The organism is Aeromicrobium sp. SORGH_AS_0981, assembly GCF_031453195.1.
Classification (GTDB): Bacteria; Actinomycetota; Actinomycetes; order Propionibacteriales; family Nocardioidaceae; genus Aeromicrobium.
In genome coordinates this window covers 199,185-225,540 of sequence record NZ_JAVIZD010000001.1, presented here as the reverse complement: position 1 = coordinate 225,540, position 26,356 = coordinate 199,185, and the positions used below count along the sequence as shown (strand labels likewise).

Genomic DNA, 26,356 nt, shown 5'->3' with positions numbered 1-26,356 from the left:
CCGTCGGTTCTGCCGTGTGCAGAGCCGGCGTGAAAGCTCCCTCCCCTCCGGCGCTCCCACACCGGAAAGGTCTTTCGTCCCGCAACATAGCGCGAAAACGGCCCCCTGTCCGTGGAACCAGGACAGAGGGCCGTCGAGCGGTGCGGGGGTCAGGCCCAGCGCTGCTCCGCCGGGACGAAGTCGAGCGTGCGCGCCCCGGTGTAGATCTGCTTCGGGCGGGCGATCTTCTGCTCCTTGTCGTCCACGAGCTCGATCCACTGCGCCAGCCAGCCGGCGGTGCGGGGGATGGCGAACAGCACCGTGAACATCTCCGGCGGGAACTGCAGCGCCTCGTAGATGAGGCCCGAGTAGAAGTCGACGTTCGGGTACAGCTTGCGCTGCACGAAGTACTCGTCCTCCAGGGCGATCCGCTCCAGCTCCTGCGCGATCTCCAGCAGCGGGTTGACGCCCGTGACCTCGAAGACGTCGTCGACGGCCTTCTTGATGATCCTCGCGCGCGGGTCGTAGTTCTTGTAGACCCGGTGGCCGAAGCCCATCAGGCGCTCCTCGCCCTTCTTCACGCCCTCGATGAAGCTGGGGATGTTGTCCTTGCTGCCGATCCGCTTCAGCATGCGCAGGACGGCCTCGTTGGCGCCACCGTGCAGCGGACCGTACAGGGCCGCGATGCCCGCGCTGACCGCCGAGTACGGGTCGACGTCGCTGGAGCCGACCGAGCGGACCGCGTTCGTCGAGCAGTTCTGCTCGTGGTCGGCGTGCAGGATGAACAGCACCTCGAGCGCCTTCGACAGCCGCGGGTCGGGGTCGTACTTCTGCTCGCTCATCTTGAACAGCATCGACAGGAAGTTCTCCGTGTAGGAGAGGTCGTTGTCGGGGTAGACGTACGGCTTGCCCTGGGCGTGGCGGAACGCCCACGCGCCGAGCGTCGGCATCTTGGCGATGAGGCGCACGACCTGGTCGTGACGCACCTTCTCGTCGGTGATCGCCCGGGCCTCGGGGTAGAAGGTCGACAGCGCGCCGACGCTCGACAGCAGCATGCCCATGGGGTGCGCGTCGTAGCGGAAGCCCTGCATGAGGCTCTTGAGGTTCTCGTGCACGAAGGTGTGGAAGGTGATCTCGTGCACCCACGCGTCGTGCTGGTCCTTCGTCGGCAGCTCGCCGTGGATGAGCAGGTAGGCCACCTCGAGGAAGGTCGAGGACTCGGCCAGCTGCTCGATCGGGTACCCGCGGTACTCGAGGATGCCCTTGTCGCCGTCGATGTAGGTGATCGAGCTGCGCGTGGACGCGGTGTTGGTGAAGCCGGGGTCGTACACGGCGATGCCGGGCTCGTCCTCGGTCCTGCCGATCTTGCCGAGGTCGGAGGCGCGGACGGTGCCGTCCGTGATCTCGAGCTCGTACTCCTCGCCCGTGCGGTTGTCGCGGACGGTCAGGGTCTGGTCGGTCACGATGGGTCTCCTGTGACGTGCTGTACGGGTCGTTGATGTGGTCCCGGACTCACTTCCAACCTAGTGCGGCCCCCCGCGGTGCGCGAGGCTGGGTCTCGGGGACCGGACCCACGGCGGGGCCCGACGTCGTGCTCCGCACCCCGTTTTGACCCGGCTGGGGCGGGCCGGTTACTCTTGGACGTCGTTGTGCCCTGCGTGCGCGATCGCCCTCCGGCGGTCCGGCGCCGACGCGGGAAACCACGTCCCTCACGCCGCCACCTCGCGGCACGGGACCGCGCAACGACACCGACGCCAAGAACGACAACGAGAAGGTCACGCCGTGCCCACGTACAGCCCGAAGCCTGCTGACATCAGCCGTCAGTGGCACGTCATCGATGCCCAGGACGTCGTCCTCGGGCGTCTCGCCGTCTCGGCCGCGCACCTGCTGCGCGGCAAGCACAAGGCGACGTTCGCCCCGCACGTCGACGGTGGTGACTTCGTCGTCATCATCAACGCCGAGAAGGTCGCGCTGACGGGCAACAAGCGCTCCGACAAGGACGTCTACCGCCACAGCGGCTACCCGGGCGGCCTGAAGACGATCGCCTACGGCGACCTCCTCGACAAGGACGCCCGCAAGGCCGTCGAGAAGTCCGTGGCCGGCATGCTGCCGAAGAACCGCCTCGGACGTCAGATCATCAAGAAGCTGAAGGTCTACGCCGGCCCGGAGCACCCGCACGCCGCGCAGCAGCCCCAGCCGTACGAGATCAAGCAGATCTCCCAGTGAGCACCCGAGCAGAAGAGACGAGCACCGTGGCCGACACCACCGAGACCGACGTCCCCACCAGCACCGACGGCGTCTACACGACCGAGACCTCGCCCTCCTCGGAGATCGCGACCAGCAACTCGGTCATCGCCCCCGGCGCGGCCACCGGCCGTCGCAAGGAGGCCGTCGCCCGCGTGCGCATCGTGCCCGGCACCGGCGTGTGGACCGTCAACGGCAAGCCGCTCGAGGAGTTCCTCCCGAACAAGCTGCACCAGCAGATCGCGAAGGAGGCCCTGGCGGCCACCGGCCTCGAGGGCAGCTTCGACGTCGTCGCCCGTGTCACCGGCGGTGGCATGACCGGCCAGGCCGGTGCGCTGCGCCTCGGCGTCGCCCGTGCCCTGAACGGCGTCGACGAGGAGGTCAACCGTCCGATCCTCAAGAAGGCCGGACTGCTGACCCGCGACGCCCGCATCAAGGAGCGCAAGAAGGCCGGCCTCAAGAAGGCCCGTAAGGCTCCTCAGTACAGCAAGCGCTGACTCCGTTGGGCCGGATCTTCGGCACCGACGGCGTACGCGGCCTCGCCAACCGCGACCTCACGGCCGAGCTCGCGCTCGACCTGTCGGTCGCTGCTGCCCACGTGCTGGGCGAGGCCGGTGCGTTCGCCGACAGCCGGCCCACGGCCGTCGTCGCCCGCGACCCGCGTGCTTCGGGGGAGTTCCTCGAGGCCGCGATCGTCGCCGGCCTGGCGTCGGCCGGGGTCGACGTCCACCTGCTCGGCGTCGTCCCGACGCCCGGTGCGGCGTACCTGACGGCCGAGCTCGACGCCGACATGGGCGTGATGATCTCCGCCAGCCACAACGCGATGCCCGACAACGGCATCAAGTTCCTCGCCCGCGGCGGCCACAAGCTCGACGACGCCGTCGAGGTGGCCATCGAGCAGCGACTGCGTGAGCCGTGGGACCGGCCGACCGGCATCGGCGTCGGTCGCGTCGGCGACAGCCACGTGGGCGTCGACGCCTACGTGAAGCACCTCGTCGGCACCGTGCCGGGACCGCTCACCGGCCTGAAGGTCGTGCTCGACTGCGCGAACGGCGCGGCGTACCACGTGGGGCCGGCGGCGTTCCGACGCCTCGGCGCCGAGGTCGTTGCGATCCACGACGAGCCCGACGGCCTGAACATCAACGAGGCGTGCGGCTCGACCCACCTCGACGACCTGCAGGCGGCCGTCGTGCGTCACGGTGCCGACGCCGGATTCGCGTTCGACGGCGACGCCGACCGGTGCCTCGCGGTCGACGCGTCGGGTCAGGTGGTCGACGGCGACCAGATCCTCGCCGTGCTCGCCCTCGCCCGGCTCGAGCGCGGCCTGCTGCACGCCGACACGGTCGTCGCGACGGTCATGAGCAACCTCGGGTTCGTGCAGGCCATGGAGGCCGCCGGGATCACGGTGCTGCAGACCGCGGTGGGCGACCGCTACGTGCTCGAGGCCATGCGTGCCGGGGGCTTCACGCTCGGTGGCGAGCAGTCGGGGCACGTGATCATGGCCGACCACGCGACCACCGGCGACGGGGTGCTGACCGCCCTGCACCTCGCGGCCCGGATGAGCGAGACCGGCCGCACGCTCGCCGACCTCGCCGGCGTCATGCGACGGCTCCCGCAGGTGCTCGTGAACGTGCCCGACGTCGACAAGGGCCGGGTCGACGCCGACCCGGTGCTGCAGGGAGAGCTGGTGGCCGCGAACGGCGCCCTCGAGGGCCGTGGCCGGATCCTGCTCCGCCCGTCCGGCACCGAGCCGCTGGTCCGCGTCATGGTCGAGGCCCCGACGCTCGAGGAGGCCACGTCGGTGGCCGAGCACCTCGCCGGCGTCGTGCGTCGCACGCTGGGCTGAGGACGTCCGCGGCGACCTCGTTACGGTGTCGCCATGCGCCTCGCCGAGGTCGACCTGAGGGACGACGCTGCCTACACGGCCTTCCACGCGGTCTACGCACGCGCCCACACGGAGCGCTTCGACGAGCCGTGGGGGTTCGCCGAGAAGCGCACCAACCTGACGAGCGACGCGTACGCCGAGCACGTCGTCGTGGCGGGTGAGGTCGAGGGCGAGGTCGTCGGGGGAGCGTGGGTGTCCTTCCCGCAGCAGGACAACCGGACGCTCGCGTACGTGCACGTCTTCGTCGTGCCCGAGGAGCGTCGTCACGGGTACGGGAGCCTGCTGCTGCGCGAGGTCGAGCGGCTCGCGGCAGAGCGCGGTCGGGCGAACGTGTTCGCGGAGGCGTCGTGGCCGGTGGAGCAGTCCGAGGGGCCGGGGTCGGCGTTCGCGCTGGCGCACGGGTACGCCGTCGACCTGCTCGACGCGATCCGCGCACTCCCGCTGCCCGCCGAGGTCGCACCGCCGGTGTGGCGCGACGGGTACACGTCGGTGGCCTGGCGTCGCTGCCCCGACGAGTGGCTCGACCAGTACGCCGTCCTGCGGGCGCTGATCCTCGCGGAGGCGCCGTCGGGGGAGGTGGGGCTGGAGCCCGAGCACTTCGACGCGGAACGGGTGCGTCACGAGGAGGCCCGCTGGGCCGAGCAGGGCCGGGTCGGGCAGACGGTCGCCGCCGTCGCGCCCGACGGCACCCTCGCCGGCCACACGCAGCTCGTGGTGCCCGACCACGGCGACACCGCCTACCAGTGGGACACGCTCGTCCTCCCAGCCCACCGCGGCCACGGCCTCGGCCTCGCGATGAAGACCGCCGCCCTCGGCGAGGCCGCCGACCTCCTCTCCGGCCGCGCCCGCGTGACCACCTGGAACGCCGCCTCGAACACGCCGATGATCGCGGTCAACGAGGCCCTCGGCTACCGGCAGGTGGCGTGGGCGGCGGAGCTGGTCAAGCCGTTGGGTCGCTGAGGGTTTCGACCTGCGGCTGCGCTGGCGCGGCTTCGTGGTCGGGTGGGCCTGCGTTGGCGCGGCTCGTCGTGGGGATGGTCTCCGAAAGGGCTTCGACCGGGCGGTTGGGAGCGGCGGCGGCTCGGGTTCTCGGGCTGTGGGCCGCATGGGGCGCGATGTTCTGCGTTGCCGCCCGCTGAGCGGTGGGTCTGCCACCGCATCGCCGTCGGCGGTGGGTCTGCCACCCTTCGCAACGCTCGACAGGTGGCAGGTCAACCGCTGGGCGGGTCAGAGGTGGCAGTGCTTCTCCCTTCTCGTGGCACGGTCCACGAGAAGGGGAAAGCGCTGCCCACCCCATCCCCAAGGGCACCCACGATTCTTCATCTGCGCGTTCGAGGTCGAACGCTTCTGCGTTGGTGACGGGATCCCGGAGCAAACGCAGCATCCTGGGCTCTCCGACGCGCGAACGCAGCGTCTTGCGTCCAACGAAGGCCACAGCCCGAGAACCCCACCCAGCGCGGCACCCAGCCGCCCGGTCGAGGCCCTTGCGGAGGCCACCCCAGCGAACGCCGAGGCAGCGCATCGGCAACCCCAGACCCCCTGCGGCGACGCATGAGCACGGCAAGACTCCCGCAGGCAGCGCACCAGCAATCGAGGACCCCCTGCGGCAGCGCAGCCGCCGGACGACGCCCAGCAGAACCCCCGCGACGTCACATCTTGCGGAACCGCACCCACTTGACGGAGTGGTCGCTGCCCTTGCGGAGGACGAGGTCGGCGCGGCCGCGGGTGGACTGGATGTTCTCGCGCAGGTTCGGCCAGTTGATGGTGTCCCACAGCTCCTCGGCGCGGGCGACGGCCTCGTCGTCGGTGAGGCTGCTGTAGCGGTGGAAGTAGGAGGCGGGGTCGGCGAAGGCGGTGCGGCGCAGGGCGAGGAATCGGTCGACGTACCAGCGGCGGATGTCCTTGCTCGACGCGTCGACGTAGATCGAGAAGTCGAAGTAGTCGCTGACCGACAGGCCGGGGGAGCCGTCGCCGCGGTCCTTCGCGGGGGCGAGCACGTTGAGACCCTCGACGATGACGATGTCGGGCCGCTCCACGACCACCGTCTCATCGGTGCGGTCGTAGGTCAGGTGCGAGTAGACGGGGGCGGTCACCTGCTCGACGCCCGACTTCACGTCGATGACGAACCGCAGCAGCGCCTTGCGGTCGTACGACTCCGGGAAGCCCTTGCGCTGCAGGATCCCGCGGCGCTCCAGCTCGGCGTTCGGCCACAGGAAGCCGTCGGTGGTCACCAGCTTCACGTTCGGGTGCTCGGGCGACGTCGACAGCAGCTCGCGGAGCAGGCGGGCGGTGGTCGACTTGCCGACCGCGACCGACCCGGCGACGCCGATGACGAACGGCGTGCGCTGCGGCTGCGGCTCGCGCAGGAACGACTCGGTGGCCTCCCAGAGGCGGGTCGCTGCGCGCACGCGCAGGCTGATCAGCTCGGTCAGCGGCAGGTACACCTGCCGCACCTCGTCGATGTCGAGCTCCTCGCCGAGGCCCTTGAGACGTTGGACGTCGTCCTCGGTGAGGGGCTGGGGGACGTCGTCGGCGAGGTCGGCCCATGCCGACCGCTCGATCTCGACGTACGGCGAGAGCTCACGGGCCATGACGCCATCCTGCCGGTACCGGGGCCCACGGGCGCTCCTGGGTACCCTGGAGCGCATGTGCGGAATCGTGGGATACGTCGGGCACCGCAACGCCCTCGACGTCGTCATGGGCGGGTTGCGACGGCTCGAGTACCGCGGGTACGACTCCGGTGGTGTCGCCCTGCCCGACCCCTCGACCGGGCGGATCGCCTGGGCGAAGAAGGCCGGCAAGCTGGCCAACCTCGACGGCGTCCTGGCCGAGACGACGATGCCGGAGACGACGACCGGCATCGGCCACACCCGGTGGGCGACGCACGGTGCGCCGAACGACCGGAACGCCCACCCGCACCTGAGCGAGGACGGTCGCCTGGCCGTCGTGCACAACGGCATCATCGAGAACTTCGCGGTGCTGCGGGCCGAGCTGGAGGCCGCCGGGCACGAGCTGCAGTCCGAGACCGACACCGAGGTGGTCGTGCACCTGCTCTCCGACGAGCTGCAGCGCACCCCCGCCCTCGACGACGCCGTCCGCGCCGTCTGCCAGCGGCTGGAGGGCGCGTTCACCCTCGTCTTCACCGACGCCCAGCAGCCCGAGGTCGTGGTCGGCGCGCGACGCAACTCCCCGCTGGTGGTGGGTCGCGGCGACGGTGAGAACTTCCTCGGCTCCGACGTGTCGGCCTTCATCGAGTTCACGCGCGAGGCCGTCGAGCTCGGCCAGGACCAGGTCGTCGCCATCACGCGCGACTCCATGACGGTCACCGACTTCGACGGCGCGCCCGCCGAGACGACCAGCTACCACGTCGACTGGGACGTGTCCGCCGCCGAGAAGGGCGGCTACGACTGGTTCATGCTCAAGGAGATCGACGAGCAGCCGCAGGCCGTCGCGGAGACGCTGCTCGGGCGCTACGGCCGGTCCGGTCGCCTGCAGCTCGACGAGATGCGCCTCAGCGACGACGAGCTGCGCGACGTCGACAAGATCATCATCATCGCCTGCGGCACCGCGTCGTACGCCGGTCTGGTCGCCAAGTACGCGATCGAGCACTGGACGCGCATCCCGTGCGAGGTCGAGCTGGCGTCGGAGTTCCGCTACCGCGACCCGATCATCGACCGGTCGACGCTCGTCGTGGCGATCAGCCAGTCGGGCGAGACGATGGACACGCTCATGGCGATCCGCTACGCCCGGCAGCAGCGGGCGCGGGTGCTCAGCATCTGCAACACCAACGGCTCCACGATCCCGCGCGAGTCCGACGCGGTCATCTACACGCACGCCGGCCCCGAGGTGGCGGTCGCGTCGACCAAGGGCTTCCTGTCGCAGATCGTCGCCTGCTACCTGCTCGGCCTGTACCTGGCACAGGTGCGCGGCGTGAAGTACGGCGACGAGATCGACGCCATCATGGCCGCGCTCGAGAAGCTGCCGGCCGGCATCCAGCGGATGCTCGACGAGGGCGAGCAGGTCCGCAAGCTCGCGGCCGAGCTCGTCGACACGCGGTCCGTGCTGTTCCTCGGCCGCCACGTCGGCTACCCGGTGGCGCTCGAGGGTGCGCTGAAGCTCAAGGAGCTCGCGTACCTGCACGCCGAGGGGTTCGCGGCCGGCGAGCTGAAGCACGGCCCGATCGCGCTCATCGAGGACGGCATCCCGGTGTTCGTCGTCGTGCCGCCGAAGGCTCGCGACCAGCTGCAGGAGAAGATCGTCAGCAACATCCAGGAGATCCGGGCCCGGGGCGCGCTCACCATCGTCCTCGCGGAGGACGGCGACGACGACGTCGTGCCGTACGCCGACCACCTGATCCGGCTGCCGAAGGTGCCGACGCTGCTGCAGCCGCTCGTCGCCACGGTGCCGCTGCAGATCTTCGCGTGCGAGCTGGCCGGCCTGCTCGGCCACGACGTCGACCAGCCGCGGAACCTCGCCAAGTCCGTCACGGTCGAGTAGGCCGTCGTGGCCGGCACCAGGGGCGGCGCGCACGTGCGCCCGGTGGCAGGGGAGCGGGTCCACGGGGCGTCGGCGCACGACACGTCGGTGGCGACGACGCCCGTCGTGGCGGAGGCTTGAGCCCGTGCTGAACGCCCACACCGTCGCCCAGGTCCGTGCCGCCGAGGAGCGTCTGGCCGCCGAGACCGGCTGGGACGCGCTGATGCAGCGCGCCGCCCGCGGTCTCGCCGACGCCCTCGCCGCCGTGCCGGCCGACGAGACGGTCCTCGTCCTGGTCGGCCCCGGCAACAACGGTGGCGACGCGCTCTTCGCCGCCACCCACCTGCTAGCGCGTGGCGTCGCCGTCGACCTCGCGCTGCTCGACCCCGATGCCGTCCACCCCGAGGGACTGGCGGCGGCCGAGGCGGCCGGGGCCCGACGCGTGTCGTCGCCGGGCGACCAGCGGTGGTGCCTCGACGCGCTGTTCGGCATCGGCGCGCGTCCTGGCCTCGAGGGCCGAGCGGGGGAGTGGGCGGACTGGACCCACGACACCGATGCCCACGTCGTCGCGGTCGACGTCCCGTCGGGCGTGGCCGTCGACACGGGCGCGACGCCGGGCCGCCACGTCCGCGCCGACCGCACCGTCACGTTCGGCACCCTCAAGGTCTGCTCGATCGTCGGGCCCGCCGCCGACGCCGGTGGCGGGGAGCCGCCGACGCTCGTCGACATCGGTCTCGGCCCCCACCTCGACGCGCCGACGGTGACGTCGCTCGAGGCGACCGACGCCGACCTCCTCCGTCGGCACGTGCCCGGCGCCGCCTCGCACAAGTACGCGCGCGGCGTGGTCGGGGTCGACGCCGGCTCCGACGCCTACGCCGGTGCCGCCCACCTGTGCGTCGCGGGCGCGCAGTCGGGCCTGGCCGGGATGGTGCGATTCGTCGGCAGCGACACCCTCGCGGCGCGGGTGGTCGACCGCGCCCCGGAGGTCGTGCACGGTCGCGGACGGGTGCAGGCCTGGGTCGTCGGACCCGGCGCCGGTGACGACGTGGCCGACCAGCTGGCCGCCTGCCTCGACGACGACGTGCCGCTCGTCGTCGACGCCGGCGCGCTCGAGCACCTGCCGCGTCCCGTCGGCGTGCCCGCGCTCCTGACGCCGCACGCCGGAGAGCTCGCCCGGCTGCTCGACGTCGAGCGCGAGACCGTGGAGGCCGACCCGCTGGAGCACGCGCGGCGGGCCGCCGCGCACTGGGACGCGACCGTGCTGCTCAAGGGCGCCCGCACGGTCGTCGTGGCTCCTGACGGACGCGTGGCCGTCAACCTGTCCGGCACCCCGTGGCTCGGCACCGCAGGCTCGGGCGACGTCCTCGCCGGGTTCGCGGCGTCGCTCCTCGCCGGTGGGCTCGACCCGTTCGACGCGGGCCGGCACGCAGCGTTCCTGCACGGCGTCGCGGGCGTCCGCGCGAACCCGGGCGGACCGTTCGTGGCGTCCGACGTCGCCGCCGCCCTCCCGCAGACCCTGGCCGCGTTCCTCGCCGGCTCGCTGGATCAGGTGCGCGCGTGGTGAGCCCCCAGGCCGAGGCCGTCGTCGACCTCGAGGCGTACCGGCACAACGTGGCCACCCTCGCGGCGCACGCGCCCGGTGCCGCGCTGATGTCCGTCGTCAAGGCCGACGCGTACGGCCACGGACTGCGACCGGTGGCACGCGCCGCACGCGACGCGGGAGCGTCGTGGCTCGGCGTCGTCACCGTCGAGGAGGCGCTCGCGCTGCGCCAGGCCGGCGACACCGGGCCGGTCCTGTGCTGGCTCGCGGCACCCGGTGCCGCCTACGGCGCCGCGGTCGAGCACGACGTCGAGCTGACGGCGTCGTCCGTCGAGCAGCTCGACGAGATCCTCCACGACGCACCGACGGGTCGACGACCCCGCCTGCAGCTCAAGGTCGACACGGGCCTCTCGCGCAACGGTGCGCGCGGTCCGGCGTGGGACGAGCTCGTCGCCGCCGCCGGACGAGCGCAGGCCGCAGGGCGGGTCGAGGTCACCGGCGTGTGGTCGCACCTGGCGTGCGCCGACGAGCCGGACCATCCCGCCAACGACCAGCAGGAGACCGTGTTCCGGGCCGCGCTCGACGTCGCCGGCGCGGCCGGGCTCGACCCGCAGTGGCGTCACCTCGCCAACTCCGCCGCCCTCCTGACCCGCCCCAGCGCGCACTTCGACCTCGTCCGTCCGGGCATCGCCACGTACGGCATCGACCCCGACCCCGCGGTGGCGGGCATCGTCGACCTGCGTCCGGTCATGACGCTGCGCGGCCGGCTCGCGCAGGTCAAGCGGGTCCCCGCCGGCACCGCCGTGTCCTACGGCCACACGTGGACCACCGACCGCGAGACCACCCTCGGCCTCGTGCCGCTGGGGTACGGCGACGGTGTCCTGCGCTCCGCGTCCGGCCGCGCCGAGGCCGCCCACGACGGCGAGCGGGTGCCGGTCGTCGGCCGCATCTGCATGGACCAGCTGGTCGTCGACCTCGGAGACCGCCCGGCGCGACGCGGCGACGTCGTCACCCTGTTCGGCGCCGCCCCCGGTGCCCCCACCGCCCAGGACTGGGCGAGCGCCGCCGGTACGATCGCCTACGAGGTCGTCACCCGTCTCGGCGACCGCGTCGTGCGTACCCACCGAGGCTGAGGGCGTCCGAGCCCCGCCACCGAGGACAGTGATGAGCCCCGCCCCCTCCCGCCTGGCAGCACTCGCCGCGACCGCCGGAGCCTTCGTGGCCGCCGGCGTGACCGCCAAGGTCGTCGACACCCGACGTCGTGAGCACCGGCGCGAGCAGCGCGGCGAGGAGGTCCCGTTCGGCAGCGTGCACAGCCCCGCCCGCACCGTCGTCGCCTCCGACGGCGTCCCGCTCAACGTCGAGGTCGACGAGGCCGACGAGGTGCACGCGGGCAGCGCGGCGCCCACCGTCGTCTTCGTGCACGGCTGGGTGTGCACGCTCGACACCTGGCACTACCAGCGTCTCGCGCTGCGCGGACTCGTGCGGATGGTGTTCTACGACCAGCGCTCCCACGGTGGCTCCGGTCGCTCGACGCGTCAGGGGTCGAGCTTCAGCCAGCTCGCCGACGACCTGCGGACCGTCCTCGACGAGGTCGTGCCCGAGGGGCCCGTCGTGCTCGTCGGCCACTCGATGGGCGGCATCACGGTGCAGCAGCTCGCGGCGGAGTCGCCGGAGCTGTTCGGCGACAGGGTCGTGGGTGCGGTGCTGCTGTCGACCAGCGACAACCGGCTCGTGCGGCAGAGCCCGGCCCTGCGCCGCATCCTGCCGTTCCTGCGCGCCGGCGCGCCCCTGCTCGACTGGGGCCGGACCTTCAACAGCTACAGCGTCATCCGACGGTGGGCGGTCGGGCCCGACGCGCCCCGCAAGTACGCCGACATGTCCGACGAGATGATCCTGCGCGCCCAGACGCACGTGCTGCTCGACTTCTACCCCGCGTTCGTGGACCTCGACGTCCGCAGCGGCGCGGAAGGCCTGGGTCGGGTGCCCGTCGTCGTCGCGTGCGGCGACCACGACCTGCTCACGCCCATCAAGCACGCCCGCCGCCTCGCGCGCACCATCGAGGACGCGCGTCTCGTGACGCTCGGCGGCGCCGGGCACATGGTGCCCTTCGAGGAGAACGTGGCCGTCACCCGGATCATCGAGGACCTGCTCGACCGGATCGGGCACCCCGTGCGCGAGGGCGACCGGTGATGAGGGCGCTCGACGTCCTCGACGCCGGCCCTGAGCACGCCGAGGCGATCGTCGACATCATCCACCGCTCGTTCAGCGTCCGGCCCGACCTCGACCCGCCGTCGACCGCCCTCGACGAGACCGTCGAGTCGGTCTCGGAGGTGCTCGCGACGGCCGGCGGGCTGCTCGTGGAACGTCGCGGCGTGCCGATGGGCGCGCTGCTGTTCGACGAGTCGCGGCCGGGCAAGCTCGGCCTGCGTCGCGTGTCGGTCGATCCGGAGATCCAGGCCCGCGGGGTCGCGTCGGCCATGGTCGGCGTCGCGGAGGACACGGCCGAGGAGCGCGGCAAGGACGGCATCTGGCTCCACGTGCGCGAGGAGCTGCCGGACACGGTGCGGTTCTGGACCCGCCGCAAGTACCACCCGGTGGGCCAGGAGGGGCCGCTGCTGGTGCTCGGCAAGACCTTGTGGCTCGCCCGCGAGGTGCCGACGCCCGACGCGATGCAGCACCTCGCCGGGCGCGTGGCCGAGCTGGTGCGTCCCGGTGACCTGCTGGTCCTCTCGGGCGACCTCGGCGCCGGCAAGACGACGTTCACCCAGGGCCTGGGCGACGCGCTGCAGGTGCGCGGACCCGTCACCTCGCCGACGTTCGTGCTCGCCCGCACGCACCCGTCGCTCGTCGACGGTCCCGCCCTCGTCCACGTCGACGCCTACCGCCTCGGCAGCGCCGCGGAGGTCGACGACCTCGACCTCGACACCGCCTCCGACGAGGCCGTCACCGTGGTCGAGTGGGGCGAGGGGATGGCCGAGCAGCTCAACGACAGCTGGCTCTCGGTGAGCATCGAGGTCCGCGGCGCCCGCCCCATCGACCCCCTCGGCACCGAGCACGACGGCGACCACCCCGACGAGGCCGAGCCGCGCGTCGTCACCATCAAGCCGAACGGTCCCCGCTGGGTCGACGTGCCGTTGCGCTCCACGCTCCTCGGCTGAGGGGCTGGTCGCGTCGCTGCGTGGTGGTATGCGGGCGTGACCTTGGGGTGCGCTGCCGCAGGGGGTCGGGGCTTGCTGCTGAGCTGCCTGCGGTCGTCGTGACCTTGCTGGTGCGCTGCCTCGGCTCTCGCTGTGTCTGGTCTCCGCAAGGGCCTCGACCGGCGGCGAGCCTGGAGGCGGCTTGGGGTCTCGGGGTCTGGTCTGGGCCCGCCCTTGGATCCACGATTCTTCGTTTCTGCGTTCAGGGGCCAAGGTTCTGCGTTTGCGCGTCCTATCGGTGGATCTGCAACCGCACGAGCGCTCCTGCGGTTGCAGATCCACCGAGGGCGGGCTGAGCGGCGGAACGATTCGTCCTTCGCGTGGAACGGTCCACACCAAGGAAGAATCGCTCGTCACCCCAACGCAAAGTGCACCCAAGATTCTTCATTCACGCGTGCGAGGCCGAACGCTTCTGCGTTCACGACGGGATCCCGTAGCAAACGCAGAAGCCTTGGCCCTCCGACGCACGAACGCAGATCCTTGCGTCCAGCGCGAGCCACAGCCCGAGACCCCAGCCCAGCGCGCCACCCAGCGGCCCGGTCGAAGCCCTTTCGGAGACCACCCCCAGCGACGGCAGAGGCAGCGCAGCGCCGCGTCGACGAGAACGTGCGCGCACGCAGCCGCAGGACGAGTCGACCAAGACCCACGCAGCCGCAGGACGAGTCGAACGAGACCCACGCAGCGGCGAGTCCTCGCACCGACCCCCGTGACGCGTCGTGAGGTGAGGGTAGGCTCACTCGTGTGCTGCTGCTCGCGATCGACACGTCCGGACCCGCGGTGAGCGTCGCCGTGCACGACGGTGACCAGGTCGTCGGGACGGCGCAGGGCGAGGGGACGATGGCGCACGGCGAGCTGCTTGCGCCGGCGGTGCGCGACGCCCTCGCCGACGCCGGGCACAGCGCCGCCGACCTCACCGACGTCGCCGTCGGAGTGGGTCCCGGACCCTTCACCGGGCTGCGGGTCGGGATCGTCACCGCCCGCACCCTCGCCGCGACGCTGGGCCTCACGAGCCACGGCGTCTGCTCGCTCGACGCCCTCGCCCTCGACGCCGGCCTCGGCCGCGAGCACCTCGTCGCCATCGACGCACGGCGCAAGGAGGTCTACTGGGCGCGCTACGTGCCCGACGCCGACGGCGTCGCGCGCCGGGTCGACGGACCGCACGTCGACAAGCCTGCCGAGCTCGCGCGGCTCCACCCCGACCTGCCCGTCGTCGGACGCGGCGCCACCCTCTACGCCGACGTGCTCGACGCCGCCGACGGGCCGCTCGACCCTTCCGCCGCCGCGCTCGCCGAGGGCGTGGTGCGGGGCCACGTCGAGGTGCTGGGGCTCGAGCCGCTCTACCTGCGCCGCCCCGACGCGCAGCCCGCCGCCCCGGTGCGGTGATCCGGCCGGCGCTGGAGACCGACCTGCCCGTCCTGCTCGCGCTGGAGGGGCAGGCCTTCGCGGCCGACGCCTGGTCCGAGCCGACCCTGCGCGCGGAGATCGCCCACCCCGGTCGCACGGTGCTCGTGGTCGAGAGCGACGCCACCGTGGTCGGGTACGTCGACGTCGGCGTGGTGGCCGACGTCGCCGACCTGCACCGCGTGGCCGTCGCGCCGACGCACCGCCGACGTGGCCTCGCGTCGCAGCTCGTCGAGGCCGGCCGCGACGCCGCCCGCGAGCGCGGTGCCGACCGCATGCTGCTGGAGGTGGCAGCCGACAACGCCGCCGCCCTCGCGCTCTACGCGGCGCACGGGTTCGAGCAGCTGTCCCGACGCCGCGGCTACTACGCCGGCGGCCGCGACGCCCTCGTGCTGCAGGTCGGGCTGACGGGGGAGCGGGCATGACCGAGCAGATCCGCTCCTGGCCATGGGCGTGGGCCTGGCTGACGCTCTTCGTCATCGTGCTGCTGCGCGCGGGCGCCACCTACGGGATCGGTCGTCTGGTGGCCGCCGGCGTCGTGCGTCGCCGACCACCCGGCCCGCGCCTCCAGGCCGCCGTCGACCGCGTCGAGCGTTGGGGGCCGCCGGTCGTCACGGCGAGCTTCCTCACCGTCGGGGCGCAGACGGTCGTCAACGCCGGTGCGGGCCTGGCTCGGATGTCCCTGCCCCGCTACCTCGTCGGCCTCGTGCCCGGCGCCGCCCTCTGGGCGACGGTGTGGAGCACCGTCGGGGCGGGTGTCTTCCTCGCGGCGCTGCGCAGCGGCACCGACCGCGGCCAGGCCGTCGCCGTCGCCGTCGCGGCGGTCGTGCTCGTCGCGGTCGTCGCAGCGGTTGCGTCGCGTCGACGCCGTGGAAGGCTGGACGCATGACTGACGGACCCCTCGAGTTTGACGACACCCAGGAGAACCGCGACGACTCGGAGGTGCTCGACCAGCTGCAGCCCGACGACACGCTCGTCGACCGCGGTGTCGACGACGTGCTCGACGAGGGCTACTCGCCGGCCGAGAAGTGGAGCCCCGGCGAGGGCTTCGGCACCACCGCGGACGAGGCCCTGGAGGGCGAGACGCTCGACCAGCGCGTGGCCCAGGAGGAGCCCGACGTCGACCCGTACGCCGACGTCGACCCCGAGGGCAACGCCAACGAGCTGGGCGACCCCGAGATCGGCGACGACCGGTCCGGCCGTCTCGTCGCGCCCGACGAGGGTCTGGCCGAGGACACCGAGAAGGCCCTCGTCGGCGACGAGGTGGGCATCGACGGCGCTGCCGCCAGCGCCGAGGAGGCCGCCGTGCACGTCGTCGAGGACGACCCCGACGACATCAGCGCCGGCACGCCCGACCTCTGAGCGACGGCCCCGTCCACGGACCCCCTGGGTGCACACCTGTGCACTACCCTGGACCGATGCGCGACTACACGTACCCGACGGTGATCGTCACCGCCAAGACCCTGTTCAAGGTGCTCGGCATGAAGTTCCAGACGTCGGGGACGGAGCACATCCCCCGCGAGGGCGGGGCCATCCTCGCCGCCAACCACATCGGCTACGTCGACTTCGTCTTCGACGGCCTCGCCGCGCAGCCGTCGGGGCGGCTCGTGCGCTTCATGGCGAAGAAGGAGGCCTTCGACCACGCGATCGGTGGGCCGCTGATGCGCTCGTTCCACCACATCGAGGTCGACCGCGACGCAGGCCAGGCGTCCTACGACAAGGCCGTCGAGTACGCGCGCTCCGGCGAGATCGTCGGCATCTTCCCCGAGGCCACCATCAGCCGCTCCATGGAGATCAAGGAGCTCAAGACCGGCGCCGTCCGGATGGCCGCCGAGGCGGGCGTGCCCCTGATCCCCATGGTCACGTGGGGCACGCAGCTGCTCAAGACGAAGGACCACGACTCCGACATCTGGGGCCGCGGCAAGACCATCGCGCTGCACGTGGGCGAGCCGATCCCCGTGACGGGCGAGGACCCGGTCGCCGAGACCCAGCAGCTGCGCGAGGCCATGACGGCCCTGCTCGACAAGGCCATCCGCGAGTACCCGACGCCGCCGGAGGGGCAGTGGTGGGCACCGGCGCGGTACGGCGGTCTCGCGCCGACGCCCGAGGAGGCCGCCCGCCTCGACGCCGAGGAGAAGGCCGCAAAGGCGGCCCGTCGCGCGGCCCGTGCAGCCGAGCGTGGGACCGACCCGCAGGCCTGAGCCGCGGGCCGTCGGCGTCGACCGGTCTGGGACACTGGGCCGGTGAGCGAACCCCTCGTCCTCGGCATCGAGTCGTCCTGCGACGAGACGGGCGTCGGCATCGTCCGCGGCACCGAGCTCCTCGCGCACGCCGTGGCGTCCAGCGTCGAGGAGCACGTGCGCTTCGGGGGTGTCGTGCCCGAGGTGGCCAGCCGGGCCCACCTCGAGGCCATGGTGCCCACGCTCGAGCAGGCGTACGCGCAGGCCGGCCTCGACGTGCGCGACGTCGACGCGATCGCGGTCACCTGCGGACCGGGTCTCAGCGGTGCCCTCCTGGTCGGCGTCGCCGCGGCCAAGGCGCTCGCGGTCGCGCACGACAAGCCGCTCTACGGCCTCAACCACCTGGCCGCCCACGTGGCGGTCGACCAGCTGGAGCACGGCCGCTTCGACCGTCGCGTCGCCGCACTGCTGGTCAGCGGCGGCCACACCGAGATCCTCCTCGTCGACGACATCGCCTCCGACATCACGATGCTCGGCACCACGATCGACGACGCCGCCGGCGAGGCGTTCGACAAGGTCGCCCGCCTGCTCGGCCTGCCCTATCCGGGTGGTCCGCACATCGACCGGGTGGCGCGCGAGGGCGACGGCACCGCCATCGCGTTCCCACGCGGCCTCACCGCGGCGAAGGACGCGGAGCGCTACCGCTACGACTTCTCCTTCTCGGGCCTCAAGAGCGCCGTCTCGCGGCACGTGCAGCACGAGCAGCGCATGGGACGCCACGTCGACGTCGCCGACGTCGCCGCCTCCTTCCAGGACGCCGTCGTCGACGTGCTCACCCGCAAGACCGTCCAGGCCTGCCGCGACCACGACGTCGACACGCTCGTCGTGGGCGGCGGCGTGGCCGCCAACGGACGACTGCGCGAGATGGTGCTCGCCCGGGCCGAGGCGGCGGGCATCGAGGTGCGCATCCCCCGACCCGGCCTCTGCACCGACAACGGCGCCATGGTCGCGGCGCTGGGCGCCGAGGTCGTCGCGCGGGGCGTGGCCCCGTCGTCGCTCGACCTGCCCGTCGACTCCAGCCTGCCCGTCACCCGCATCGTCGCCTGACCCGACGCGCGCGCAACGCTGCCGTCGCGCCCCGCCGTCTGGCAGGCTGAGCCCGTGGCAGTCATCGAGGCACGAGGGCTCGGCAAGAGCTACGGCACCCGGCGAGCGGTCGACGACCTGAGCTTCACGGTGCACCCGGGGAGCGTCACGGGCTTCCTCGGGCCCAACGGGTCGGGCAAGTCCACCACCATGCGGCTCATGCTGGGTCTCGACCGCGGCGACGGTCGTACGACGTTCGACGGACGCACGTTCGCCGAGCTCGAGCAGCCGATGCGCCACGTCGGGGCGCTGCTGGAGGCCAAGCCCTTCCACCCGACGCGCCAGGCACGTCACCACCTGCAGATGCTCGCCGTGGCCAACCGCATCGAGCGGCGCCGCGTCGACGAGGTGCTGGAGCTCGTCGGTCTCTCCGCCCAGGCGAAGGGCCGCCCGCGCAAGTTCAGCCTCGGCATGGGCCAGCGGCTGGGCATCGCGGCCGCCCTCCTCGGCGACCCGCACACGCTGATCCTCGACGAGCCCAGCAACGGGCTCGACCCGCAGGGCATCACCTGGCTGCGTCAGCTGCTCCGCCACCTCGCGGGGGAGGGCCGCTCGGTGTTCGTCTCGAGCCACCTGCTCCAGGAGATGGCGCAGCTCGCCGACGAGGTCGTCGTCGTGGGCCGCGGGCGCCTCCTCACGAGCGGCCCCGTGAAGGACTTCGTCGAGCACGGCGGCACCGCCGAGGTGCTGCTGCGCACGCCCGACCTCGGCGTCCTCGCGCCGGCCATCGTCGCCGCGGGCGGGACCCTCACCCCCGACGCGGACGGTCTGCAGCGCGTCACGGGCCTCGACGCCGCCCGCGTGGGCGACCTCGCGCACGAGCACGGCGCCCGGGTGCACGAGCTGTCGGTCCGACGCGCCACCCTCGAGGAGGCGTTCCTCAACGCCACCGGCCTCGACGAGGAGTACCGCGGGGCGATCACCGCCGACCGCCCGGCCGGGGAGACGGGCGGTGCCCGATGACCGACGCGCTCCGCTACGAGATCACCCGACTGCGCACCATCCGGTCCACCTACTGGATCCTCGGCGTCGCCTTCGGGTTCCAGCTCCTGCTGACCGTGCTCATCGCCTGGAACCTGCCCGAGACGGGGCCGCTGTCCGGGGGAGACCAGACCTTCGCGATCCTCGTGACCGTCGGCGCCACCCTCGGCGTGGCGCCGCTGTTCATCGCCTACGTGATCGGCCTGCTCGGCGTCTTCTCCATGGGGCACGAGTACCGCCACGGCATGATCCGTGCGACGCTGACCGCCCTGCCCAGCCGTCTGCACGTCATGCTCGCCAAGGTGCTCACGACGGCCGTCCTCTCGCTCGTGGCCGCCCTGGTCTGCGTCGGCATCGCGTTGCTCAGCGCCGTGTCCTTCGGCGTCGGGCTGCCGAGCGTCGGTGGGCTCCGCGACATCACCGTCGGCACCGTCCTCTACACCACGCTGTTCTCGCTCTCCGGCCTGGCGTTCGCGACCCTCACCCGCAACCAGACCGCCGCCGTCGCGCTGCTCCTGCTCGTCCCGTCGCTCGTCGAGGGCCTGGTCAAGGCAGTCGTGCTGGCCATCAAGGCGTCGTCGGGCGACCCGACGAGCCGCGGCGGCATCGTCGACATCCTCAAGTTCCTCCCGTACGACGCAGGCGGACAGATGTACACGCGCGTCTCGCTGAACGACGCGTTCCAGGTGTTCGGCTACAAGCCGTTCGGCGCGGTCGGGGGAGGCATCACGATGGCCGTGTTCGTCGTCGTGCTCCTCGTCCTGGCCACCGCGGCCTTCCAGCGCCGCGACGCCTGAGGGCCTGGTCGGCCGGCGCACGTCGTCGACCCTTCTGGGCGTGAGCCGCGTCACGTACACTCGCGGCATGGCACGCACCTCCGAGCCGCGCGCGAGGCACCACGGACGTGACCTCGCGATGCCGCCGGGCTCGGACCCCGACGCCCTCTCGCGGCGGCTGCGGCGGGCCCACGAGGAGTTCCTGGCCTCCGGCGCCACCGACGCACCGCTGCGCGACGTCGTGCGGGAGTCGTGGGAGCGCAGCCTCGCCGACGGTCTCGACCCCGAGACCGACCTGCCGCGCATCACGCTCGACGACGACGCCCTGCGCGAGATCCGCGAGCACCACCCCCTCGCCGCGGGCCTCCCGGTCATCCGACGGCTCCTGGTCGAGTCGGCGGGGGAGGCGGGCCTGCTCGTCGCCGTCAGCGACGCCGCCGGCCAGCTGCTGTGGGTGGAGGGCGCGGCGTCGCTGCGCTCGCGGGCCGAGTCGATGCACTTCGTGCCGGGTGCCGACTGGAGCGAGACGAGCGCCGGGACGAACGCCCCCGGCACGGCCCTGGCGATCGACCGACCCGTGCAGATCTTCGGCCCGGAGCACCTCGGCCGCCAGGTGACGCCGTGGAGCTGCTCGGCGGCGCCCATCCACGACCCCGACACCGGCGCCGTGCTCGGCGTCCTCGACGTGACCGGCGGACCCGAGGTCGCGACGGCGCAGGGACTCGGGTTCGTGCGGGCGACCGCGGCCGCGGTCGAGGCCGAGCTGCGCATCGCCCGCCTGCAGCCGGCGACAGCCCCGCTGCACGTGACGAGCGGGTGGTCGGCACCGCGCCTCGACGTCCTCGGCGTGCACGGCGCGACGCTGCAGGTCGGTCCGCTCACGTCACGGCTGAGCCGCCGGCACAGCGAGCTCCTCCTGCTGCTGTCGCGGGCCCCTGACGGCATGACGGCCGCGGAGCTGGGCGTGGCGCTCAGCGACGACGACCAAGCGCCCGTGACGATCCGCGCGGAGCTGTCGAGGCTGCGTGGGGTGCTCGGGCCGCTCGAGCTCGCGTCGCGGCCGTACCGCCTGCGCAGCGCGGTGCGCACCGACGTCGACGAGGTCCGCGACCTGCTGCGGGACGGACGTCTGCGCAGCGCCGTCGCCGCCTACCGTGGCCCCGTGCTGCCGTCGTCGTCCGCGCCCGCCGTCGAGGAGCTGCGCGACGACCTGCACCTCGAGCTCGTCTCCGCCCTCCTGGCCTGCGACGACGCCGACGCGCTGCTGTCGTTCGCGGACACGCCGCACGGTCGCGAGGACCTCGGCGTCTGGTCGCGGGCGCTCGAGATCCTCCCGGTCTCCTCCCCCCGCCACGCCCAGGTCGCGGCCCACGTCGAGAAGCTCGACCGCGCCTTCGGCTGAACCCGCGGCGTTCCGCTGTTCGAGCAGCCGAAGGTGCCGCTGGTCGAGTGCCTCCACGAGCGCCAGCGAGGGGAGGTGTATCGAGACCACTGCGGGCAGACGCTGGGAGCCGGGCCGCGCTGAGCCGTTGCCGAGTGGTCTCGATACGTCCGAGCCTCGCAAGCTCGCTCGGACTACTCGACCAGCGATGGGTTCCGCTGGTCGAGTGCCTCCACGAGCGCCAGCGAGGGGAGGTGTATCGAGACCACTCCAAGCAGTCGCTGGGGGTCGGCCCGCGCTGGGCCGCTGCCGGGTGGTCTCGATACGCGGCACGACGCTCCTTCGTCGCGCGTGCCGCTACTCGACCAGCGGGAGGTTTCGCTGGTCGAGTGCCTCCACGAGCGCCAGCGAGGGGAGGTGCTGGAGCCGTCGCAGGGGGGCGTAGCCGCGACGGAGCGAGACCACTCTGAGCGGTCGCTGGGGACCGGCTCGCGCTGGGCTGTTGCCGGGTGGTCTCGATGCGCAGGGACCTCGCGCGCTCGCTCGGACTGCGCGACCAGCGGTGCCGACGACGTTGCAACGGCTGCAACGTCGGGACAACGTCGTTGCAACGAAGCTGTGACTAGCGTCACTCGCACCAGATCCCACCCCGCGAGGAGTCACTTCCATGAGCGTGTTCGCCCAGCCCGGGACCGACGGTTCCGTCGTCTCCTACAAGCCCCGCTACGACCACTGGATCGGCGGCGAGTACGTCGCCCCGTCCAGCGGCCAGTACTTCGAGAACGTCTCGCCCGTGAACGGGAAGGTCTTCACCGAGATCGCGCGCGGCAACGCCGAGGACATCGAGAAGGCGCTCGACGCCGCGCACGCCGCCGCCCCCGCGTGGGGCAAGACGTCGGTCGCCGAGCGCGCCAACATCCTCAACAAGATCGCCGACCGGATCGAGCAGAACCTCGAGATGCTCGCCGTCGGCGAGACCTGGGACAACGGCAAGCCGGTCCGCGAGACCCTGGCGGCCGACCTGCCCCTCGCCGTCGACCACTTCCGCTACTTCGCCGGCGCGATCCGTGCGCAGGAGGGGCACCTGTCGCAGATCGACGACGACACCGTCGCCTACCACTTCCACGAGCCGCTGGGCGTCGTCGGCCAGATCATCCCGTGGAACTTCCCGCTGCTCATGGCCGTGTGGAAGCTCGCCCCGGCGCTGGCCGCCGGCAACGCCGTCGTCCTGAAGCCCGCCGAGCAGACGCCCGCCTCGATCATGCTGCTGATGGAGCTGGTCGCCGACCTGCTGCCGGCCGGCGTCGTCAACGTCGTCAACGGCTTCGGTGCCGAGGCCGGCGCGCCGCTGGCGTCCAGCAGCCGCATCCGCAAGATCGCGTTCACCGGCGAGACGACCACGGGCCGGCTCATCATGCAGATGGCCAGCCAGAACCTCATCCCCGTCACGCTCGAGCTCGGCGGCAAGAGCCCCAACATCTTCTTCGAGGACGTCGCCCGCACCGACGACGCCTTCTACGACAAGGCCCTCGAGGGCTTCACGATGTTCGCGCTCAACCAGGGCGAGGTGTGCACGTGCCCGAGCCGCGCGCTCATCCAGAACTCCATCCTCGAGCAGTTCCTGCCCGCCGCGACCGAGCGCACCAAGCTGGTCAAGCAGGGCAACCCGCTCGACACCGAGACGATGATCGGTGCCCAGGCCAGCAACGACCAGCTCGAGAAGATCCTGTCCTACATCGACATCGGCGTGCAGGAGGGTGCGCGCGTGATCACCGGCGGCGAGCGGGTCGACCTCGGCGGCGACCTCTCGGGCGGCTACTACGTGGCGCCGACGATCTTCCAGGGCCACAACAAGATGCGGATCTTCCAGGAGGAGATCTTCGGTCCGGTGGTCTCGGTCACCGGGTTCGAGGACTACGACGACGCCATGAGCATCGCCAACGACACGCTCTACGGGCTCGGTGCCGGCGTGTGGTCGCGCGACACGAACACGGCCTACCGTGCGGGCCGTGACATCCAGGCGGGCCGCGTCTGGACCAACTGCTACCACGCGTACCCGGCCCACGCCGCGTTCGGCGGGTACAAGTCGTCCGGCATCGGCCGCGAGAACCACTCGATGATGCTCGACCACTACCAGCAGACGAAGAACCTGCTCGTCTCGTACTCGCAGAACGCCCAGGGCTTCTTCTGAGCCCACGGTGACGTCGCGGCCCGGCCCCTCCACGAGGGGTCGGGCTCCCGGCGTTCCCGCCTCGGCGCCCGCCCCCCGCCCCGCCCGCCCCGCCCGAGAGGTGACCACCATGACCGAGCGCCCGACCGCGGCCACCCGCGTCGACGTCAGCCCCGACGCTGCCGCACTGCTGCGCACCCTCCGCGCCGAGCAGGCGAAGCCGCTCATGTTCCACCAGTCCGGCGGGTGCTGCGACGGGTCGGCGCCGATGTGCTACGCCCAGGGGTTCTTCCTGACGGGACCGTCCGACGTGCACCTCGGCGACCTCGACATCGGCGCGAGCGACGTCGACCCCGACGGTCTCGTGCCGGTGTGGATCTCGCGCGAGCAGTTCCGGTACTGGTCGCACACGCACATCACCATCGACGTCGTCCCGGGGCGCGGCGCTGGCTTCTCGCTGGAGGGCCCCACGGGGCACCGCTTCATCATCCGGTCGCGGGTGTTCACGGAGGAGGAGACCGCCGCGCTCGCGCCCGTCGACTGAGCGCGACGCACGAACGTCCGCACCCGCGTCATGATCGACGCGCTCGAGGTTCCTCCCCCGTGGAGCGCGGTCCCCCCACCCCCCCGACGACCGTGCCGCCGGAGAGGACCCCCATGCGTCGCCCCCGCACGTGCTCAGCCCTGCTCACCTGCACCCTCGTCGTCGCCAGCCTGGTGGCTGCGCCGTCGGCGGCGAGTGCGGCGTCGGTGGTGCCGGACGGCTCGAGTGCTGGGTCGGCGGCGGCGTCGTGCTGGGAGGTCAAGCAGGTGGCTCCGTCGTCTGCTGACGGGCTCTACTGGTTGTTGACGCCGCAGCTGCGGACGCCGACGCAGTTCTACTGCGACATGACGACCGACGGTGGCGGCTGGGTGCTGGTGGGTCGTGGTCGCGACGGGTGGAGCTGGGACGGTGACGCGCAGGGGACGACCGCGCAGGTCGCCTCGCCGGTCATCGGCCAGGCCGCGTTCTCGCCGCGCAAGCTGTCCTCGGCGACCATCGACGCGCTGCTGGGCGGTGGTCGGGTCGACCAGCTCACGGACGGGGTGCGGCTGCGGCGCGCGAAGGACACCGGCGGCACGGCGTGGCAGGAAGTGCGGTGGCGGCTGCGGTCGATGGGGTCGTGGTCGTGGGCGTTCGGTGCGGGCCACCCGCTGACCGGCTCCTCGTTCGACGGGGTCCCGTTCTCGGGCCAGACCACCCGCGACGCCGGCACGACGTCGACGGCCGCGGCCGAGCGGCTGCGCCGCGTGTGGACCTTCGAGTCCGCCGACAACGGCTGGGTGCGCGGTTTCGGCTACGGGAGCGCGGTGACGGGCTCGACCTCGTCGAGCAGCGCGCTCTACGCGACCCGCTCGGGCTACGCGACGCCGTTCACGCAGGTCTTCGTGCGGCCGCGGCTGCGCCAGGCCGACCTGTCGTTCGCGGGGGTGCCCGACAGCGGGACGGCGGCCGTCACGGCACTGCCCGTGGCCCGCAGCAGGTCGCTGCCGCAGGCGTGGGGCGTGACGGGCACGGGTGCGGGCGGTACGGGCGAGCTGGCCACCGAGGTGCAGGCCTTCGCCCAGGTCGGCGACGTCATGTACGTGGGCGGCAACTTCACCACCGTCCGCAACCAGGACGGGTCGCGCAAGGTCGCCCAGGCCTACCTCGCCGCGTTCCGGGCCTCGACGGGCGAGTGGATCTCCTCGTTCAGGCCGAAGCTCAACGGCCAGGTGCGCGCGTTGAAGGCGCTGCCCGACGGCCGGCTCGCGGTCGGCGGCGACTTCACGCGCGTCGACGGTCAGCGTCGCACCGGCCTGGCCGTCCTCACCGCGAAGCGGACCCTCGACCGCACGTGGACCACCGGGGTCGAGCGACGTGGCGGCGACCGTCGGGCCTCGGTGCGCACGCTCGACGTCGCCGGCGGGCGGCTCTACCTGGGCGGACGCTTCTCGCACGTCGTGCGTGGCACGGGTGCCGCGGCGCTTCCGTACGCCGCACGGGTCGTGCTGCCGAGCGGGCGTGGCGACAGCCAGTGGCAGCCGCACCTGAACGGCACCGTGGCCGACCTCGACGTGTCCACCGACGGTCAGCGCGTCTACCTGGCCGGCTACATGACGCGCAAGGGCGGCGCGACCGTGCGCAACGCGGTGGCGGTCACGACCTCGGCGGCGCGCCTCGTCTCACCGGCGTGGAGCCCGACGTTCAGCACCAAGGGCTCCGCGACCTACCAGCAGGCGGTCCAGCAGGTCGGGTCGCTCGTGTGGCTCGGCGGCTCGCAGCACAGCATGTTCGCCTACGACGTCCGCACGCTCGCGCTGCGCAGCCCCAGCATCACCAAGGCCGGCGGCGACCTGCAGGCGATCGGCAGCAACGGCCGGGTGGTCTACGGCGGGTGCCACTGCGGCGACTGGGTGTTCGAGGGCACGTCGAGCTGGGACTCGTGGTCCACCGGGCAGAACCCGGTGCCCTGGCGTCAAGCCGGCAAGATCTCCCTGCTCGGGGCGTGGGACGCCGCGTCGGGTGCGTTCGTGAGCACGTTCGCACCACAGTGGAAGTCGCGCGGCGGCTACGGCGTCTGGGCCGTCGAGGTGGCCAAGGACGGCACCCTGTGGGCCGGCGGGTCGATCCAGACGAGCATCCGCGAGGGCGGCTCCAACCAGTTCTCCGGCGGCTTCGCTCGGTTCGCGGCCCGGCCCTCCCGGGCCCCGGCAGCCCCCACGGCGCCGGCGGTGTCCCTGCAGGGCTCGACGGCCACGGTCTCGTGGTCGGGCTCGGCGGGCGACGGCGTCCGGTACGAGGTCCTGCGCGGCGACCGGGTCGTGGCCGTCTCCTGGACGACCTCGGTGCGCGTGCCCGACTCGGGCCCCGACGACCGGTTCTTCGTGCGCGCGAGCGACGGCCAGGGCAACTGGTCGGCCTCCACCCGTGTGGTGCGCGCCGTCCGGTCCTGACCCGTCCTGTCCTGACCCGAC

General features: G+C 72.5%; 23 protein-coding genes. 21 read left to right on the top strand and 2 right to left on the bottom strand.

From position 1 onward, the window contains the following. Window positions 1-149: 149 nt before the first annotated feature. Window positions 150-1,442: a citrate synthase gene (locus QE370_RS01130; protein WP_309633116.1), complete on the bottom strand. Its 1,293-nt coding sequence runs from the start codon at window positions 1,440-1,442 to the stop codon at window positions 150-152. 319 nt (window positions 1,443-1,761) lie between these two features. Here QE370_RS01130 and rplM point away from each other — a divergent pair, with 319 nt between their 5' ends. The 4 genes from rplM to QE370_RS01110 are packed head-to-tail and all read left to right on the top strand — an operon-like array spanning window position 1,762 to window position 5,068. Continuing rightward, a complete protein-coding gene (gene rplM / locus QE370_RS01125; protein WP_067859709.1) occupies window positions 1,762-2,205 on the top strand; it encodes a 50S ribosomal protein L13 in 444 nt (147 codons plus the stop codon). Further along, window positions 2,202-2,720: a 30S ribosomal protein S9 gene (rpsI, locus tag QE370_RS01120; protein WP_067859705.1), complete on the top strand. Its 519-nt coding sequence runs from the start codon at window positions 2,202-2,204 to the stop codon at window positions 2,718-2,720. Before rplM ends, rpsI begins: the two co-directional genes overlap by 4 nt. 5 nt (window positions 2,721-2,725) lie before the next feature. Then, window positions 2,726-4,069 carry a phosphoglucosamine mutase gene (gene glmM / locus QE370_RS01115; RefSeq protein ID WP_309633115.1) on the top strand — a complete coding sequence of 448 codons (1,344 nt, stop codon included), beginning with the start codon at window positions 2,726-2,728 and terminating at the stop codon, window positions 4,067-4,069. A gap of 33 nt (window positions 4,070-4,102) precedes the next feature. Further along, complete coding sequence (locus QE370_RS01110) at window positions 4,103-5,068, top strand: GNAT family N-acetyltransferase (RefSeq protein WP_309633114.1); 966 nt, start codon at window positions 4,103-4,105, stop codon at window positions 5,066-5,068. Window positions 5,069-5,757: 689 nt separating this feature from the next. Here the strand turns inward: QE370_RS01110 and coaA are convergent. Then, window positions 5,758-6,699 (bottom strand): type I pantothenate kinase, encoded by a 942-nt coding sequence (coaA, locus tag QE370_RS01105; RefSeq protein ID WP_253022641.1) that lies wholly within the window; start codon window positions 6,697-6,699, stop codon window positions 5,758-5,760. A gap of 55 nt (window positions 6,700-6,754) precedes the next feature. Here coaA and glmS point away from each other — a divergent pair, with 55 nt between their 5' ends. The 17 genes from glmS to QE370_RS01020 all read left to right on the top strand — a co-directional run bounded on the left by glmS (window position 6,755) and on the right by QE370_RS01020 (window position 26,335). Further along, window positions 6,755-8,605, top strand: coding sequence for a glutamine--fructose-6-phosphate transaminase (isomerizing) (gene glmS / locus QE370_RS01100; RefSeq protein WP_253022643.1), 1,851 nt, complete (start codon window positions 6,755-6,757; stop codon window positions 8,603-8,605). A 124-nt stretch (window positions 8,606-8,729) separates the two neighbouring features. Continuing rightward, a complete protein-coding gene (locus QE370_RS01095) occupies window positions 8,730-10,148 on the top strand; it encodes an NAD(P)H-hydrate epimerase (protein WP_309633113.1) in 1,419 nt (472 codons plus the stop codon). Then, a complete protein-coding gene (alr, locus tag QE370_RS01090; RefSeq protein ID WP_309633112.1) occupies window positions 10,142-11,257 on the top strand; it encodes an alanine racemase in 1,116 nt (371 codons plus the stop codon). The genes QE370_RS01095 and alr overlap by 7 nt, the downstream gene beginning before the upstream one ends. Window positions 11,258-11,288: 31 nt before the next feature. Continuing rightward, window positions 11,289-12,317, top strand: a complete 1,029-nt coding sequence (locus QE370_RS01085; RefSeq protein WP_253022650.1) for an alpha/beta fold hydrolase — start codon at window positions 11,289-11,291, stop codon at window positions 12,315-12,317. Beyond that, a complete protein-coding gene (gene tsaE / locus QE370_RS01080; protein ID WP_253022652.1) occupies window positions 12,317-13,285 on the top strand; it encodes a tRNA (adenosine(37)-N6)-threonylcarbamoyltransferase complex ATPase subunit type 1 TsaE in 969 nt (322 codons plus the stop codon). The genes QE370_RS01085 and tsaE overlap by 1 nt, the downstream gene beginning before the upstream one ends. A gap of 780 nt (window positions 13,286-14,065) precedes the next feature. Then, on the top strand, window positions 14,066-14,707 hold the full coding sequence (gene tsaB, locus QE370_RS01075) for a tRNA (adenosine(37)-N6)-threonylcarbamoyltransferase complex dimerization subunit type 1 TsaB (protein ID WP_309633111.1): 642 nt from the start codon (window positions 14,066-14,068) through the stop codon (window positions 14,705-14,707). Then, a complete protein-coding gene (gene rimI, locus QE370_RS01070) occupies window positions 14,704-15,150 on the top strand; it encodes a ribosomal protein S18-alanine N-acetyltransferase (protein ID WP_309633110.1) in 447 nt (148 codons plus the stop codon). The genes tsaB and rimI overlap by 4 nt, the downstream gene beginning before the upstream one ends. Beyond that, window positions 15,147-15,614 (top strand): DedA family protein, encoded by a 468-nt coding sequence (locus QE370_RS01065; RefSeq protein ID WP_253022658.1) that lies wholly within the window; start codon window positions 15,147-15,149, stop codon window positions 15,612-15,614. The genes rimI and QE370_RS01065 overlap by 4 nt, the downstream gene beginning before the upstream one ends. Further along, entirely contained in the window at window positions 15,611-16,087 is a 477-nt protein-coding gene (locus tag QE370_RS01060) for a DUF5709 domain-containing protein (protein ID WP_309633109.1), read from the top strand. The genes QE370_RS01065 and QE370_RS01060 overlap by 4 nt, the downstream gene beginning before the upstream one ends. Before the next feature lie 56 nt (window positions 16,088-16,143). Next, the gene (locus QE370_RS01055; protein ID WP_309633108.1) at window positions 16,144-16,926 is read left to right on the top strand and encodes a lysophospholipid acyltransferase family protein; all 783 of its coding nucleotides are present in this window, start codon (window positions 16,144-16,146) and stop codon (window positions 16,924-16,926) included. Between the two features lie 42 nt (window positions 16,927-16,968). Next, window positions 16,969-18,012 carry a tRNA (adenosine(37)-N6)-threonylcarbamoyltransferase complex transferase subunit TsaD gene (tsaD, locus tag QE370_RS01050; protein WP_309633107.1) on the top strand — a complete coding sequence of 348 codons (1,044 nt, stop codon included), beginning with the start codon at window positions 16,969-16,971 and terminating at the stop codon, window positions 18,010-18,012. Between the two features lie 54 nt (window positions 18,013-18,066). Further along, a complete protein-coding gene (locus QE370_RS01045; RefSeq protein WP_309633106.1) occupies window positions 18,067-19,014 on the top strand; it encodes an ATP-binding cassette domain-containing protein in 948 nt (315 codons plus the stop codon). Beyond that, entirely contained in the window at window positions 19,011-19,829 is an 819-nt protein-coding gene (locus QE370_RS01040; protein ID WP_253022677.1) for an ABC transporter permease, read from the top strand. The genes QE370_RS01045 and QE370_RS01040 overlap by 4 nt, the downstream gene beginning before the upstream one ends. Window positions 19,830-19,896: 67 nt before the next feature. Then, window positions 19,897-21,210, top strand: a complete 1,314-nt coding sequence (locus tag QE370_RS01035; RefSeq protein ID WP_309633105.1) for a GAF domain-containing protein — start codon at window positions 19,897-19,899, stop codon at window positions 21,208-21,210. Window positions 21,211-21,856: 646 nt separating this feature from the next. Continuing rightward, window positions 21,857-23,380, top strand: coding sequence for an aldehyde dehydrogenase (gene adh / locus QE370_RS01030; protein ID WP_309633104.1), 1,524 nt, complete (start codon window positions 21,857-21,859; stop codon window positions 23,378-23,380). Window positions 23,381-23,489: 109 nt separating this feature from the next. Then, on the top strand, window positions 23,490-23,903 hold the full coding sequence (locus tag QE370_RS01025) for a DUF779 domain-containing protein (protein WP_309633103.1): 414 nt from the start codon (window positions 23,490-23,492) through the stop codon (window positions 23,901-23,903). Window positions 23,904-24,016: 113 nt separating this feature from the next. Continuing rightward, entirely contained in the window at window positions 24,017-26,335 is a 2,319-nt protein-coding gene (locus QE370_RS01020; RefSeq protein ID WP_309633102.1) for a fibrinogen-like YCDxxxxGGGW domain-containing protein, read from the top strand. Window positions 26,336-26,356: the final 21 nt, after the last annotated feature.